The following is a 14,668-nucleotide window of genomic DNA, read 5'->3' as shown; positions in this document are numbered from 1 at the left end:
CGCCGACCTCTGCCCCTCCCCTGCGTCTCCTCTCAGCCGGGCGGCGTCGGAAGGATCGGGCAGCCTCTCCTTGCTGGCGCGTCAGCGGGGCTGGTGCTTGCATGGCCCTCATGTCGACCCCGTCCGCGCCTCCGCCCTCCTCGCCCCGCGCGGAACCTCACGACGGTGCGATCTCGGGGCGGCTGAACTGGTTGCGGGCGGGCGTGCTCGGCGCGAACGACGGAATCGTCTCGGTCGCCGCTCTCGTCGTGGGCGTCGCCGGCGCCACGACCGCCACGGCACCGATCCTGACGGCGGGCGTCGCAGGGGTCGTCGGCGGTGCGATCTCGATGGCGCTGGGCGAGTACGTGTCGGTGAGCAGCCAGAGCGACAGTCAGCGTGCACTGATCGAGAAGGAGCGCGTCGAGCTGGCAGAGGATCCCGCCGGGGAGCTCGAGGAGCTCGCCTCTCTCTACCAGGCGCGGGGCCTGACCCCGGAGACCGCGCATCGGGTCGCCCGCGAGCTGAGCGAGAACGACGCTCTGACCGCGCATCTGGAAGTGGAACTGGGCCTGAGCGAGGAGGCGGTCGCCAGTCCGCTCGCCGCCGCCGGCGCCTCGGCACTGTCGTTCCTCCTCGGCGCCGCGCTGCCGCTGCTGGCGATCCTGCTCCCTTCGCCGGAACAGAGGGTTCCGGTGACCTTCGCTGTGGTGCTGATCGCCCTCGTCGCGACGGGGTTCATCAGCGCCCGGGTCGGCGGCAGCCGGGCTCTGCGGCCGATGATCCGCATCGTCGTCGGCGGCGCTCTGGCGCTCGCTGCCACGTTCCTGATCGGGTCGCTGCTCGGCACGTCCGGCGCGATCTGATGCCCCGGATCCTCGTCGTCGAGGACGACCCGCAGATGGGTGCCCTCGTCGAGCGGGGGCTGCAGGAGGACGGCTACGACGTGCATCTGGTCGACAACGGTGTCGATGCGCTGATCGCCTTCACGGCGGGAGACGTCGACGTCGCCGTCGTCGACGTCATGCTGCCGGGGATGACCGGGTTCGAGGTCTGCCGTCGGCTGCGCGAATCGGGGAGCACCGTCCCGGTGGTGCTGATCACGGCGCGGGACGCCGTCGAGGACCGGATCTTCGGGCTGGACTCGGGCGCCGACGACTACGTCACGAAGCCGTTCCACTTCGGCGAATTGAGCGCGCGGATCCGCGCGCAGATCCGCCGCCGGACCAGCGGCCCACAGCCTGTGGTGCAGATCGGAGCGCTGCGCCTGGACGCCCTGGCGGTGCGGGCGACCGTCCGCGACCGCCCTTTCGCGCTGAGCGTGAAGGAGTTCACCCTGCTGCGCTTCTTCGCCCTGCGGCCGGACGAGGTGCTGACCCGGACGGGGATCCTCACCGAGGTGTGGGGGTCGTCGGAGACGTTCGAGCCGACTCTCGTGGACCAGTACGTCAGCTACCTCCGCAAGAAGCTCGCGCTCGCCGATACGGGCCTTCGGATCACGACGGTCCGCGGCGCGGGGTACCGGCTGGAGCGCGCCGAGTGAGGCTGCTGCGCTCCCTCTCGATCCGCTCCCGGATCACTCTCGGCAGCCTCCTCGTCGCGCTGATCGGGGTCGGTGCGACCACCCTCGTACTGCACGCGCAGTTCCGCAGCATCGTGGTCGCCTCCGAGGTGACCCTCGCCGAGGGCGACCTCGCCCCGTACCTCGCCGATCTGCGTTCGGAGCCGACCGAGACCCCTGACCCGCCGGCCGAGGGGATCCTGATCTTCGCGCGCGCTCCCGGCGGTGCGGTCCCCGTCGACACGATGCCGCACGACGTCCACGAGGTCCTGGACCGCAGCAGCGGCAACGACGGCGCCTCGACGGTCGTCACCGACGAGGACGTGCGGTTCACCGTCGTCTCGCGGACCCTCGACACCGGCGCGGGCACGTGGGAGCTCTGGGCGGCGCGCAGCGGCGCCGGCAGCGACCTCACCGTCGCGGCCCTCGACCGGACGCTGCTCGTCAGCGCCGCAGCCCTCGTGATCCTGTCCGCTCTCGCCGCATGGCTGCTCACCGGCGTCGCCCTGCGTCCGGTCGAGCGGATGCGCCGCACCGCCGCCTCGCTCGGCGATCGTGACGGAGGCGAGCTCCCCGTCGGCTCGGCGACTGATGAGCTGTCGGACCTAGCGGAGACGCTGAACGCCTTCCTCGCCCGGACGCGGGACACGGCGGATCGGGAACGGCAGATGGTGTCCGCGGCCAGCCACGAGATCCGCACGCCACTGGCCGTCGTCATCACCCAGCTCGAACTCGCGCACCGGCACTTCGGCGACGCGGACGCCCTCGAGACGGAGATCCGCGCCGCCGAGGGGTCCCTCGCTCGCCTGTCCCGGCTGGCGACGAACCTCCTGGAGCTCTCCCGCCTGGACGCCGCCCCGCCGGTCGCGGCGCGCGCGACGGCGCGCGAGCTGGAGACCGAGCTGATGGACTCCGTCGACCGGCTGAGGACGATCGCCGGAGGCGCCGGCCCCGAGATCGAGCTCGACACCGCGATCGAGCGGGCCGATGCGCCCTACCCGCTCTCGGCGAGCGCGTTCTCGCGGATCCTCGACAATCTCGGCGCGAACGCGATCGCTGCGACGCCGCCGGGAGGACTCATCACCCTCCGTCTGCGCCAGCACGACTCCGGCCTCGAGCTGCACGTCGAGGACACCGGGCACGGCGTGCCGGAGGAGTTCGTGCCGCACGCCTTCGAGCGCTTCTCCCGGCCCGACGAGGCGCGCACCAGCCGCGACGGCGGCAGCGGGCTCGGGCTCGCCCTCGTGGCGGCGCTCGTCGACATCGCGGACGGCTCGGTCGCCCTCGAGAACCGCAGCTCCGGCGGAGTCGCGGTGACGATGGTGCTGCCCGAGCGGTGACAGCCGGGCCCTCGACGACCGATCGCAGGAGGCCACCGGCTCCGACGACTGATCGCTCCGGCGAGCGAGCGCACGCACTGACTCCGCCCGGTCGGCGCCTCGCAGCTCGGCGGTGAAGCGGGGAGTGGGCTCCGAGGACGGGCGAGCGATCGTTCGAGGGCTCACACGAACGCGTCGATCCGGCGGAGCGCGCGGGACAGGCGCGTAGCGTCACGAGGACAGCACCCCTCGACCGAAGGCGCCCCCGATGAACGACTGGCAGATCAACGGCCTCCCTCTCCACCCGCTCCTCGTGCACGCCGTCGTGGTCCTGCTCCCCCTCGCCGCACTGATGCTCGTCCTCGGCAGCGTCTGGCCCGCCGCCCGCCGCAGGTTCGGGATCTTCACCCCGATCATCGCCCTGGCCGCGCTGATCGCCGTCCCGCTCACCACGCAGGCCGGCGAAGCCCTCGAACGCCGGACGGAGCCGTCCGCGATCCTCGAGCTGCACACGGAGCTCGGCGATCACCTGCTCCCCTGGGCCGCCGGCTTGTTCGTCATCGCCCTGGTGCAGTGGCTCTGGTTCCGCCGCACGCGACGGAGCGATGACCACGCCACCACCCGCCGCCCTGTCGTCGGGATCGTGCTTGCCGTCGCAGCGATCGCCGTCTCCGTCGGAGCCACCATCGACGTCGTCCGCATCGGCGACTCCGGGGCGCAGGCCGTCTGGTCCGACTCCACCACCGGCACCGACCAGGCACCCGCGCCCAGCGGCGACAGCGACGACTGAGTCCCCGACGGATCAGCGCTCATGCCCCTGCGACGGAGGACGCGCCTCCTCCAGCCCGCCCCGCCCGCTGGATGCGCGCCCGCACCAGCCGCTGCAGCAGCGCGGGGTAGAGCTGAACGGCGATCGTCGACCCGAGCAGCCAGGCCGCGCCGCCCGTCGCACCCGTGACTGTCGCGGCGAGGGCGAGCGCGACTCCGACGGCCGTGCACGCGACGTGCACCGCCTCGGAGCGGCGGGTGTGCTGATCGAGAGCGGCCAGCCCCGCGCGCGTGCCGTCGAAGCCGCGCTCGCGGGTGACGAGGCGGTTCCACCCGACGACGTCGAGCAGCCGACCGAAGACGCCGACCCCGAGCGCCCGCAGCACCGTCGGCTCGCGGCGGCCCACGTCGAACCAGGACTGCTCGAGCGGACGGGTGCGCGCACCGAAGGTCAGTGCCGCCCAGCCGGTGAGGACCATCTGCGCGACCGCGGCGAAGACCGGGCGCGAGGGTCCGATCGCGTGCCAGGCGGCGGCGAGGAGTGCGGCCGCGACGGCGGTGAGGACGAGGGTCCGGACCACTCCCGCTCCCTCCTGCCCGTGCTGCGGTGTCGGACCCGACCACCGGCGCACGCCTCCCATGATGACCGCTGCCGGGCAGTCGCCGTCAGGCCGGTACCGAGAGGGTCGCCGTGAAGACCGGCCCCCGGCGGGCCGGGTGAACGACGTCGAGACGGTGACGGTCCCGCCTGCCCGGGCGAGGATCGCCCGGGTGATCGCGAGGCCCAGACCGGCACCGCCGTCGTCAGGGGCTCACGCCGGGCTGGGTCGACCCGCGCCTCACCAGGTCCGTAGGCAGGGTGATGGCAGCCGGGCGCTCCCCCTCGATCGCCTGCAGGAGGAGGCGGACCATCTCCGCGCTGATCCGCTCGAAGGGCTGCCGCATGGTCGTCAGCGGCGGGTCCGTCGTGAGGGCGACGGCCGAATCGTCGAATCCGCCGACGGCGACGTCCTCCGGCACACGCTTGCCGAGCCGGGCGAGTGCGTCGATAGCGCCTGCTGCCATGCGGTCGTTGGCGGCGAAGACGGCGTCGATGTCGGGATGCGCGGCGAGAAGCGCCTCCATCGCAGTGGCCCCACCGGCCCGTCCGTAGTCGCCGAACTCCACCGCCTCCGCACCGCCCACCTCCGCGCGGTAGCCCGCGAGCCGCGCGATCCCTCCCGTAGTGTCGGGCGGTCCGGCGATCGTGGCGATGCGCGAGCGTCCGAGGCTCCGCAGATGAGCGACCATCTCCCGCGCTCCCTCCTCGTCGTCGGCGGCGACGTAGCCCATGCGCTTCTCGTAGCCGACCGGCACGCCGCAGGCGATGGCCGGCACTGAGGATCTCTGGATGTCCGTGAGCAGCCGTGCGCCGACGTGGGCGGAGATGAGCAGGACCCCGTCGACGTGGCCCGCGTCGATGTAGGCGAGGGCTCGCCTCTGCTCGTGCTCCGTCCCCGCGAGGATGAGGACGAGGGCGACGTCGTGCTCCGCGAGTGCGGCTGAGGCGCCTCGGAGCAGAGTGGCGAAGTTCGGATCCTCGAAGAGCGAGCGCGCGTCCTCCGTGAGGAGGAAGGCCACCGTGTCGGTGCGGCTGCGGGACAGGCTCCGGGCGTGGGGATTGGCGCGGTAGCCGGTCCTCGTGATCGCCGCCTCCACTCGCGCGTGCGCTTCGGGGCTGACCCATCTTCCGCCGTTCAGCACGCGCGAGACCGTCCCGCGCGAGACACCGGCCTCGACAGCGACGTCCTGAATCGTGGGGCGTGAGGGCGTCCCGCCTCTTCCGCGCGAAGGCATCCGCGTCACTTCACCGCCCCGGCCGCCAGGTCGACCCGCCAGAACCGCTGCAGGACGAGGAACATCGCGATCAGCGGCAGGATCGAGAGGAGTGCCCCGGTGATGACCAGCGTGTAGAGCGCCGGCGCGGAGGCGCCCTGGTTGAGCAGCCCGTTCAGGCCGACCGTGAGCGGGAAGAGCGAGTCGTCGCCGAGCATGATGTACGGCAGCATGAAGTTGTTCCAGATCGCGACGAACTGGAAGAGGAAGATCGTCACCAGCCCCGGCAGGAGCATCGGAACGGCGATCCGGGTGAAGATCCCCATCTCCCGGGCGCCGTCGGTCCGGGCGGCCTCGATGACCTCCGTCGGCACGGCGGCCGCGGCGTAGATCCGCGCGAGGTAGATGCCGTAGGGGCTGATGATCTGCGGCAGCAGCACTCCCCAGAACGAGTTGGTCAGCCCCACCTCGGCCAGCAGGAAGTACTGAGGGATCGCGAGGATCACGCCGGGGACGAGGACGCCCATCAGCAGGACGGCAAAGACGCCCTTCCTGCCGGGGAAGTCGAACTTCGCGAGCACGTATCCCGACAGTGCCGATACCCAGGTAGAGGCCACTGCACCGACGCCCGCGTAGAGCGCGGTGTTCAGCATCCAGCGCCAGAACAGACCTCCCCGGTACTGCGCGAGAGCGACCACGTTGTCGATCAGATGCGAGCCGGGCGCGAGCGTGAAGGTGGAGAAGAGCTCGCCGCCGCTCTTCGTGGACGCCGTCACCACCCACAGCACGGGGAAGAGGCAGTAGACGGCGCCGATCAGCAGGATCGTCGTCGCGATCCAGCCCGGACGTCCGCGATCGGGGTCGCGGCGTGCGGTCCTGGACCGTGTCCGCCCGACGGTGCGGGCGGGGGGCCGCTGAAGGATGACGGGCACGGATCAGTCCTCCTGTCCGAAGGCTCGCTTCTGCACGACCCGGAGGAAGAGGAAGGAGACGGCGAAACTGGCGAGCGCGATCACGACGGAGGTCGCGGCGGCGGAGTGGATGTCGTCGCGGGTGAACGCGTCCCGGTAGACGAGCATCAGCGGGGACCAGGAGGTCGAGAGGCTGTTGGTCAGCGGTCGCAGCGTCGTCGGCTCGGCGAACACCTGCAGAGTTGCGACCATCGAGAAGAGCGCCGTCATCACCAGAGCGGGGGTGACGATCGGGATCTTGATGCGCAGCGCGATCTGCAGATCGCTCGCCCCGTCGATCCGTGCCGCCTCGTAGACGTCGGAGGGAATGGCCTGGAGGGCGGTGTGGATGACGATCATGTTGAATCCGACGCCGCCCCAGAGCGCGATGTTCGCGATCCCGAAGACGACGGCGCCGGAGGACAGGATGTCGGGGGCTTCCCCGCCCAGCCGCTCAATCACGTACGCGAAAGGCGAGACGGCCGGCAGGTAGAGGAATCCCCAGAGCAGCGAGGAGATGACGGCCGGTACGGCGTAAGGCAGGAAGATCGAGACCCTCGAGAACGAGACCGCACGGGCCCGCCTCGCGTCGAGGAGGAGAGCGAAGAGGAGCGCGAGACCGAGCATGCACGGGATGAGGACGAGCCCGTAGAGGAGCACCCGTCCGACGCTGGCCCCGAACTCCGGATCGCTGAGCGACCCGAGGTAGTTCTCGATGCCGGCGAAGACCTGCTTCCGGCCGCCGGAACCCAGGCCGAGCCCAACGGCCTGCTTCTTCTGGAAGCTGAGCATGACGGTGTAGAGGATCGGCGCGGCCATGAAGGCGGCGAAGAGCACGATCGCCGGTGCGAGCATCGCATAGGGAGCGAGTACTCGGGCGCGGAAGCCGGTGCCGAGTCGACCTCTCCTCGGCGGCGCGGTCGGGAGAGTCAGGGGTGGGGGAGCCATGCCGAGTCCTTCGGAACGAGAGCGGTCGGGAAGCGGCGCCGGATCCTCGCCGCCGGGAGGCGCGCGGCCCGATGGTGGACGCGGGCCGCGCACCGGTCACTCCACGGAGAAGCCGCTCTTCACGAGGTCGTCGGAGGTGATCCGTTGCATCTCGGCCACGGCGTCGACGAAGGCGGACCGCGTCCTCGCGGCGGCGGCCTTCGCGAACTCGTCGTTGTACGCGCTGAAGGCGACGTTCACGTTCGGCCCGTAGGTGAACGGAGCGACCGACTCGGAGGCGGCGGCGGCGATGTCGGAGAAGTCCCCCTGGGTGCTGAAGAAGTCGGGCGGGCTGCTGAGCGCTGCTCTCGCCGCCTCGGTCGCCGCCGGGTAGACGCCCGCGACCTCGGCGAGTGCCGCGACCGCCACCGGATCCGTGTTCAGCCAGGTCGCGAACTCGGCAGCGGCCGCGGTCTTCTTCGTCTGACTGGTGACTGCCGTGGTGCTTCCTCCCCAGTTCCCGCTGGAGGGGTTCGCGGCGTCCCACTGCGGCAGAGCTGCGGCGATCCACGCGCCTTTCGTGTCGGGGGCGTTGCCGCTGAGCACGCCGGGTGCCCAGACGGCGCTGATCCAGCCGACCTGCGAACCGTCGTTCAACCCTGCGTTCCACTCCGGCGTGTACATCGGCGTGTTGCCGATCGCCCCGGATTCGACGAGCTCTCCCCAGTAGGCCGCGACCTTCTCGGTCGGTCCGGCGTCGATGTCGACGCCCCAGCTCCGGTCGTCCGTCGACCACCAGGAGGCTCCGGCCTGCTGCGCGAGGCCGGCGAACCAGCCCGCGTCGTTGGAGGAGAAGGTGCCCAGGTGTCGGGCCGGGTCGGAGGCGTGGACGGCCTCCGCGGCCGCGGCGTACTCCTCCCACGTCGTCGGGACGCCGAGGCCGAGGCTCTCGAGGATGTCCGCGCGATAGTAGGCCATCATCGGCCCCGAGTCCTGGGGGATCGCGTAGACGGCATCACCTCCGAGCGTGACGGCCGACCAGGTGCCGTCGGAGAAGCTGCCCTCCAGATCGCCGGCGCCTTCGTCGGAGATGTCGGCCAGAGCATCCGCCGCGACGAGGGTGGGGATCTTCTGGTACTCGGCCTGAACCAGATCGGGGGCTCCGCTGCCCGCCTTGACGGCGGTGAGCAGCTTGGTGATGGCGGGGTCGCCGCCGTCCTGCTTGCTGACGGTGACCTGGATCTCCGGGTGGTCCTCGTTCCAGATGTCGACGACCTGATCGAGGTTCGGCGCCCAGGCCCAATACGTCAGCTCGACAGGGCCCGAGGCTCCGTCGTCGAAGCCGGTGGAGCAACCGGTGAGCAGGAGCGCTCCGGTGACAGCGGCGGCGGCGCCGAGGGAGCGGATCCTGCGGAACGGGATGTGCATTCGTCCTCCTTGAAGAAGCTGGTTCGTCGATCCCCGGCGCCTCCGCTCGGGAGGAGGACGGCGGCGTGCCCTGTGAGCGGTTACAGTTAGCCATACGTGTATGGTCCTGTCAACAGTGGCGCAGCCACCCGCACCAGGGCACGACACTGGGACCGCGCACAGCCGAAGGAGACAGCTCGCATGACCACCGCTACCGGCGACACCCCCTCCGCCTTCCGCTACCGGCTCCCCGGAGCCGACGGGCGTCCGCTCCCCCGGGCTCCGTGGATCCCGGGGCGGCCGGGGCTGCGTTACGGAGGCGACTACAACCCCGAGCAGTGGCCGCGGGAGGTCTGGGCGGAGGACGTCGCCCTGATGCGCGAGGCGGGCGTCGACCTCGTCAGCGTCGGGATCTTCTCCTGGGCACTGCTCGAGCCGCAGGAGGGCCGGTACGACTTCGGGTTCCTCGACGAGCTGCTCGATCTGCTGCACGGCGCCGGGATCGATGTCGACCTCGCGACCCCGACGACCGTCCCGCCCGCCTGGTTCTGGAAGGCGTACCCGGACTCCCACCCTGTCACCCGGGAGGGCGTCACCCTGGGCCGGGGCTCGCGCGGCATGGTCAGCCCGAGCTCGCCCGAGTACCGGGCGGCGGCCGTCGCCGTCACGGAGCAGCTCGCGCAGCGCTACGCCGCGCATCCCGCGGTGGTCCTCTGGCACGTGCACAACGAGTACGGCGCTCCGGTCAGCGAGGACTACTCCGACTACTCTGTCGCGGCCTTCCGCGCCTGGCTGCAGGCGAAGTACGCGACGCTCGGCGCTCTGAACGCGGCGTGGGGCACGCTCTTCTGGGGCCAGGTGTACGGGGAGTGGGACGAGATCGACGCGCCACGGGTCGCGGCCACCGTCGTGAACCAGACGCAGCGGCTCGATTTCGCCCGCTTCACCTCGGACGCGCTCCTCGCCTGCTTCACGGCGGAGCGCGACGCGATCAAGCGCTACTCGGACAAGCCGGTCACCACGAACTTCATGGCCACCAACTGCCCCTCGATCGACTACTGGAGATGGAGCAGCGAGGTCGACCTGGTCTCGAACGACCACTACCTGGCCGCAGAGCGCCACGACAACCACGTGCTGCTGGCGATGGACGCCGACCTCACGCGATCTTTCGCCGGAGGGCGTCCGTGGATCCTCATGGAGCACTCGACGTCGGCGGTGAACTGGCAGCCGCGCAACATCGCGAAACGCCCCGGTGAGCTCGCACGCAACGCCGCGAGCCATCTCGCGCGCGGGGCCGACGCGGTCCTCTTCTTCCAGTTCCGGGCCTCCCGGTACGGAGCCGAGAAGTTCCACTCCGCGATGCTCCCCCACGCCGGGGCGCGGACGCGGGTCTGGAAGGAGGTCGTCGAGTTCGGCGCCGACCTCGACCGCCTCTCAGCGGTCCTCGGCTCCGTCGTCCGGACTCGCGTCGCGATCCTGTGGGACATCGAGTCCTTCTGGGCGCACGATCTGGAGTGGCGGCCCTCGGTCGAGCTCGATCACCGCGAGCGGATCGAGGCCTTCTACTCCGCGCTCTGGAAGCGCGGTGTCACGGTCGACTTCGCCCACCCCCACTCCGATCTCAGCGGCTACGGCCTCGTCCTCGCCCCCTCGCTCTACCTGATGGACCGGACGTCGTCCTCGAACGTGACCGAGTACGTCCGCGCCGGCGGCACGTTCGCCGCCTCCTACTTCTCAGGGATCGTCGACGAGAACGACGCCGTGCACGAGGGCGGCTTCCCCGGCGCCCTCCGCGAGGTCCTCGGCCTCTCGATCCCCGAGTTCCTGCCGCTCCGCGACGGCGAGGTCGTCGAGCTCGACTCCGGAGCGCGAGGAAGCGGCTGGACCGACGACATCGCCCTCGAGGGCGCGGTCGAGAGAGCGCGGTACGCCACCGGACCAGCTGCCGGAGGACCGGCGATCACCCGCAACGTGCTCGGCGACGGATCGGCCTGGTACCTCTCCACGCGGCTCCGGGGCGACGACCTCGCGGACTTCGTCGACACCCTGCTCACGGACGCCGGCATCACTCCACCCGCCGAGACAGTGGAAGGGCTCGAAGTCGTCGTCCGCCACGGTGACGTCGCGGACTTCACCTTCCTCATCAACCATGCCGATACGGACGCGGCGGTCGCGAGCCCCGGCACGCTCGAGCTCATCACCGGCAGCACCGTGGACGGGACCGTGGTCGTTCCGGGGAAGGGCGTCCGGGTCGTGCGGCGGGACCACTGAGGATCGACCACCTGCTTCACTCCGAGGTCGAGACCTCGCGGGAACCGCGGGTGCCGCGAAGGTACTCGAAGGTGCGCAGGGATTCAAGGGGACGGCCGTCCGCAGCGAACAGGGCCTGGTTGTCCCAGGCCGATCCGCCGTGACTCCCGCCGACGTGGACCGGGTCGTAGCCCGCGGCGCGGCTCGTCGCCCATCCCGCGCCGAAGCGCTCCCAGAGCGACCGGTTCGCGGCGAGAGCCGATGGAGGACCGACGGGCAGCCAGGCCGGCTCCCAGTAGAAGACGCCGATGCCCGTCGATCCGACATCGCGCACTGCTGCGACGACATCCCGGAGAGCCGTCGCCTGGCCCTGCACACTGATCGGGTACCGGCTCGAAGAGGGAGCAGTGGCGATGACGTTCGGATGCCCGTCGCCGTCCGTCAGGGTGTACGGCCACGAGGTCTCGGCGACCATCACCTTCTTGCCGTAGGTCCGTGAGACCTGGGCCAGCACCTCGGTGAGGTTCGCGGTCGAGCCGTGCCAGTACGGATAGTAGGAGCTCGCGAAGACGTCGTAGTCGACTCCGAAGCGGTGGAGCCCCGCGGCGATCGCCGAGTACCGCCCGACGGATTCCGGGTTCGTGAAGTGCAGAGCGACAAGAGCATGCGGCAGCACTTCCCGCACGGCGGAAGCACCCGCTGCGAAGAGCGCTGCGAGGGAGGCGTCCATCGATGTGGCGTCGCGGGAGTAGCCGGCCATCCCGGTGTTCGTCTCGTTTCCGACCTGAACGACGCGCACGTCGACGCCGGCGTCCTCGAACCTCCGCAGCGCGCTGACCGTGAAGCCTCGCACGGCTGCTGCCGTCGCCTCCGGCGTCGAGCCGGCCCACGACTTCGGAGCCAGCTGACGACCGGGGTCCGCCCAGAAGTCGGAGTAGTGGAAGTCGACCAGCACTCCCAGTCCAGCAGCCGTGGCGCGTCTGCCGACCTCGACGGCTCGCCCGACGTCGACGTTCCCGCCGCCGTAGCCTCGGCCGCGGTCATCGAACGGATCGTTCCACACCCTGACCCGGACCGCCGTGACGCCCGCATCAGCGAGGACGGCGAAGAGATCCGCCGGAGAGCCGCTCCTCTCGCGGAAGACGACCCCGCTCTCCTCGAGGGAGAGGACGGAGGAGACGTCGACACCGCTGAGGAATCCCGTGGACATGCCGTCGACGCGGCTCACGACGACCGGGACACTCGTCGAGGCGGCAGGAGCGACTGGGGCCGGTGCGACCGTCCCGACGGTCAGGCAGGCGATCACAGCGGTGATCGAGAGGTGGAACGTTCTGCTTCGTCGCATGGTCAACCCTTCCGAGCGGTCCGTCACGGAGGAGGAGCCCCGCCGCCGCGGTCACGATCGCCGACCATAGGTTCGAGCGGCCGAGGGAACAACAGCCTTCTCCGTACAGGCGCGGCTTCCACCAGAACTGACGCGGACGCGGAGCCGTGACGACCCTTCCCAAAGGGCTTCACGACGATGAGCCGCTCCCCGCTCGCGCGCCGCAGTCTCACCCGGGCGCCCCGCACCGGGCATCCGCCGCCTTCTCGACGGCGCTTCCTTGACACCGCCGCCGGCCGGTCATCATCATGCAGTCACGACCGGCGGCGGCGCGCCACCGGCGTCCCGACAGGAACGGTGCACCGATGCCCACCATGCTCTTCGTCAACCTGGCCGTCGCCGATCTCGCCCGGGCGAGGGCCTTCTATGAGTCGCTCGGCTACTCGATCAACGAGGGCTTCAGCGACGAGAACGCCGTCAGCGTGGTGATCAGCGACACGATCACCACGATGCTGCTCACGAGGGAGTTCTTCGCCGAGTTCACCAGCAAGCCGATCATCGACGCCACCACCTCGACCGAGGTGCAGCTCGCCCTCAGCGCCGACAGCAGGGAGGAGGTCGACACCCTCCACGGGAAGGCCCTCGCCGCGGGCGCGACCCCGGCCGGCGAGCAGGACCACGGGTTCATGTACTCGAAGAGCTTCGACGACCTCGACGGCCACCACTGGGACTTCGTCTGGATGGACCCGGCGGCCGCGGCAGGCGGTGCGCCGGAGCTGTCCGTCGAGGAGATCCGGGCGAACACGACGCACAGCTGAGTCACGACCCGCGGACTCCGAGCGGTCGACGTCCACGACCCGCGACGGCGCCCTGGCAGTCACACTCCGTCACGATCCGGCGCGCACTCCCCTCGGCCTGACAGGCTCCCGGCATCCGCCTTCCGGGCGTCTGGACAGGAGCACACCGTGACGATCACTGCACCGGCGACCACCGCGACCACTGCTGCGGCGACCACCGCGACCATGACCTCCGCGCCCGCACCCCGTGCCTCCGCGGCGGCCGGCTTCTCCACGCGCCAGGTGCACGCCGGTGCCGCGCCCGACGGCGCCCACGGGGCGCGCGTCACTCCCGTGCACCTCAGCGCCGGCTTCGTGTTCGACAGCTTCGAGCACGCCCGCGAGCGGTTCGCCGGCGAGGACGAGGGCTATCTCTACACCCGCAACGGGAACCCGACCACCGAGGAGGTCGAGCGCCGGCTCGCCGATCTCGAGGGCGGCGCCGAGGCGATCCTGGTGGCGAGCGGCCAGGCGGCGACCGCCTCCGCTCTCCTGGGGATCCTGCAGGCCGGCGACCGGGTGCTCTCGTCGCGCCGCCTCTACGAGGGCAACCGCGGGCTGCTGGTGCAGAACTTCGGGCGGCTCGGGATCGGCGTGGACTTCGTCGACGACGCGTCGGACCTCGGCGAGTGGGAACGGCGGATCGGGCCCGACACCCGGGTCCTCTTCGGCGAGCCGATCCCCAACCCGAAGAACGATCTGCTGGACCTCCCGGCGCTGGCCGCGATCGCGCACCGGCACGGGCTCCCGTTCGTGGTCGACAACACGCTCGCGACCCCGTACCTCCTCCGCCCGATCGAGCACGGGGCCGACGTGGTCGTGCACTCGACCAGCAAGTTCCTCGCCGGGCACGGCTCCGCCCTCGGCGGCGTGATCGTCGACGCCGGCACGTTCGACTGGTCGGCGCGCCCCGCGCTCTTCCCGCACCTCAACCAGGAGGAGCGGTCGTTCGGCGGCCGCAGCTGGACCGAGCAGCACGGCCGGCGCGCCTTCGTCTCGTACACGCGGGACATCGTGGTCTCCCGCCTCGGACCGACGCCGTCACCGCTGAACTCCTTCCTGCTGCGGCAGGGCGTCGAGACGCTGTCGCTGCGGGTCGAGCGGCACTCCGCGAACGCCCTCGCCGTCGCCCGCTTCCTCGAGGGGCGGCCCGAGGTCGTGGCGGTCGACTACTCCGGCCTGGAGTCGAGCCCGTCGTTCGCCCTCGCGCAGCGGCTGCTCCCCCGCGGGCAGGGCTCCGTCTTCTCCTTCACCGTAGCCGGAGGCGAGGCGGGCGCGGCCGCCTTCATCGACGCCGTCGAGCTGTTCAGCCACATGACCCACCTCGGCGACGTGCGCTCGCTGGTGCTGCACCCCGCGTCGACCACCCACGCCGGACGCACCCCCGCCGAGCGCGCTGCCGCCGGGATCCACCCCGGGCTCCTCCGGCTGTCGATCGGGATCGAGGACGTCGACGACCTCCTCCGCGACCTCGAGCGCGGGCTCGCCGCGGTGCGCGCACACGCCCTCCCCGCGCTCGCGGAGGTGTGAGC

The 14,668-nt window shown here is 71.1% G+C and carries 13 protein-coding genes; 7 read left to right on the top strand and 6 right to left on the bottom strand.

Annotation, left to right across the window (positions count from 1 at the left end):
- Positions 1-110: 110 nt before the first annotated feature.
- The 4 genes from C5C29_RS04960 (at position 111) to C5C29_RS04945 (ending at position 3,649) form a co-directional block, all read left to right on the top strand.
- Positions 111-845, top strand: coding sequence for a VIT1/CCC1 transporter family protein (locus C5C29_RS04960; protein ID WP_104223272.1), 735 nt, complete (start codon positions 111-113; stop codon positions 843-845).
- Positions 845-1,522 (top strand): response regulator transcription factor, encoded by a 678-nt coding sequence (locus C5C29_RS04955; protein ID WP_104223273.1) that lies wholly within the window; start codon positions 845-847, stop codon positions 1,520-1,522. Before C5C29_RS04960 ends, C5C29_RS04955 begins: the two co-directional genes overlap by 1 nt.
- Positions 1,519-2,880 (top strand): cell wall metabolism sensor histidine kinase WalK, encoded by a 1,362-nt coding sequence (locus C5C29_RS04950; RefSeq protein WP_104223274.1) that lies wholly within the window; start codon positions 1,519-1,521, stop codon positions 2,878-2,880. Before C5C29_RS04955 ends, C5C29_RS04950 begins: the two co-directional genes overlap by 4 nt.
- A gap of 247 nt (positions 2,881-3,127) precedes the next feature.
- A complete protein-coding gene (locus tag C5C29_RS04945; protein ID WP_104223275.1) occupies positions 3,128-3,649 on the top strand; it encodes a DUF2231 domain-containing protein in 522 nt (173 codons plus the stop codon).
- A 19-nt stretch (positions 3,650-3,668) separates the two neighbouring features.
- Here the strand turns inward: C5C29_RS04945 and C5C29_RS04940 are convergent, their stop codons facing one another.
- The 5 genes from C5C29_RS04940 to C5C29_RS04920 all read right to left on the bottom strand — a co-directional run bounded on the left by C5C29_RS04940 (position 3,669) and on the right by C5C29_RS04920 (position 8,747).
- Complete coding sequence (locus C5C29_RS04940; RefSeq protein WP_104223276.1) at positions 3,669-4,208, bottom strand: hypothetical protein; 540 nt, start codon at positions 4,206-4,208, stop codon at positions 3,669-3,671.
- A 223-nt stretch (positions 4,209-4,431) separates the two neighbouring features.
- Entirely contained in the window at positions 4,432-5,463 is a 1,032-nt protein-coding gene (locus C5C29_RS04935) for a LacI family DNA-binding transcriptional regulator (RefSeq protein ID WP_104223277.1), read from the bottom strand.
- Positions 5,464-5,468: 5 nt separating this feature from the next.
- On the bottom strand, positions 5,469-6,278 hold the full coding sequence (locus tag C5C29_RS04930; protein ID WP_258062243.1) for a carbohydrate ABC transporter permease: 810 nt from the start codon (positions 6,276-6,278) through the stop codon (positions 5,469-5,471).
- Positions 6,279-6,377: 99 nt separating this feature from the next.
- Complete coding sequence (locus C5C29_RS04925) at positions 6,378-7,340, bottom strand: carbohydrate ABC transporter permease (protein ID WP_104223278.1); 963 nt, start codon at positions 7,338-7,340, stop codon at positions 6,378-6,380.
- Positions 7,341-7,436: 96 nt separating this feature from the next.
- Entirely contained in the window at positions 7,437-8,747 is a 1,311-nt protein-coding gene (locus tag C5C29_RS04920; protein WP_104223279.1) for an ABC transporter substrate-binding protein, read from the bottom strand.
- Between the two features lie 180 nt (positions 8,748-8,927).
- On the opposite strand from C5C29_RS04920, the gene C5C29_RS04915 reads away from it, so the two are divergent.
- Entirely contained in the window at positions 8,928-10,997 is a 2,070-nt protein-coding gene (locus tag C5C29_RS04915; RefSeq protein ID WP_104223280.1) for a beta-galactosidase, read from the top strand.
- Between the two features lie 16 nt (positions 10,998-11,013).
- Here the strand turns inward: C5C29_RS04915 and C5C29_RS04910 are convergent, their stop codons facing one another.
- Entirely contained in the window at positions 11,014-12,321 is a 1,308-nt protein-coding gene (locus C5C29_RS04910) for a glycosyl hydrolase 53 family protein (RefSeq protein ID WP_104223281.1), read from the bottom strand.
- Between the two features lie 344 nt (positions 12,322-12,665).
- On the opposite strand from C5C29_RS04910, the gene C5C29_RS04905 reads away from it, so the two are divergent.
- Together C5C29_RS04905 and C5C29_RS04900 are read left to right on the top strand one after the other, a co-directional pair.
- Positions 12,666-13,118 (top strand): VOC family protein, encoded by a 453-nt coding sequence (locus C5C29_RS04905; RefSeq protein ID WP_104267696.1) that lies wholly within the window; start codon positions 12,666-12,668, stop codon positions 13,116-13,118.
- Positions 13,119-13,322: 204 nt separating this feature from the next.
- Positions 13,323-14,666 carry an O-acetylhomoserine aminocarboxypropyltransferase/cysteine synthase family protein gene (locus C5C29_RS04900; RefSeq protein ID WP_104308071.1) on the top strand — a complete coding sequence of 448 codons (1,344 nt, stop codon included), beginning with the start codon at positions 13,323-13,325 and terminating at the stop codon, positions 14,664-14,666.
- The last annotated feature ends 2 nt before the right edge of the window (positions 14,667-14,668 follow it).

This window comes from Rathayibacter sp. AY1H2, from assembly GCF_002931985.1.
Taxonomy (GTDB): domain Bacteria; phylum Actinomycetota; class Actinomycetes; order Actinomycetales; family Microbacteriaceae; genus Rathayibacter.
Note: the sequence above shows the minus strand (reverse complement) of the source record. Positions and strands in the feature narration are given on the sequence as shown.

What these genes read in the sequence shown, in the direction of transcription:
- C5C29_RS04960 (WP_104223272.1), top strand. Translation starts at nt 111, where the DNA reads ATGTCGACCCCGTCCGCGCCTCCGCCCTCCTCGCCCCGCGCGGAACCT.
- C5C29_RS04955 (WP_104223273.1), top strand. Translation starts at nt 845, where the DNA reads ATGCCCCGGATCCTCGTCGTCGAGGACGACCCGCAGATGGGTGCCCTC.
- C5C29_RS04945 (WP_104223275.1), top strand. Translation starts at nt 3,128, where the DNA reads ATGAACGACTGGCAGATCAACGGCCTCCCTCTCCACCCGCTCCTCGTG.
- C5C29_RS04935 (WP_104223277.1), bottom strand. Translation starts at nt 5,463, where the DNA reads ATGCCTTCGCGCGGAAGAGGCGGGACGCCCTCACGCCCCACGATTCAG.
- C5C29_RS04925 (WP_104223278.1), bottom strand. Translation starts at nt 7,340, where the DNA reads ATGGCTCCCCCACCCCTGACTCTCCCGACCGCGCCGCCGAGGAGAGGT.
- C5C29_RS04920 (WP_104223279.1), bottom strand. Translation starts at nt 8,747, where the DNA reads ATGCACATCCCGTTCCGCAGGATCCGCTCCCTCGGCGCCGCCGCCGCT.
- C5C29_RS04915 (WP_104223280.1), top strand. Translation starts at nt 8,928, where the DNA reads ATGACCACCGCTACCGGCGACACCCCCTCCGCCTTCCGCTACCGGCTC.
- C5C29_RS04910 (WP_104223281.1), bottom strand. Translation starts at nt 12,321, where the DNA reads ATGCGACGAAGCAGAACGTTCCACCTCTCGATCACCGCTGTGATCGCC.
- C5C29_RS04905 (WP_104267696.1), top strand. Translation starts at nt 12,666, where the DNA reads ATGCCCACCATGCTCTTCGTCAACCTGGCCGTCGCCGATCTCGCCCGG.
- C5C29_RS04900 (WP_104308071.1), top strand. Translation starts at nt 13,323, where the DNA reads ATGACCTCCGCGCCCGCACCCCGTGCCTCCGCGGCGGCCGGCTTCTCC.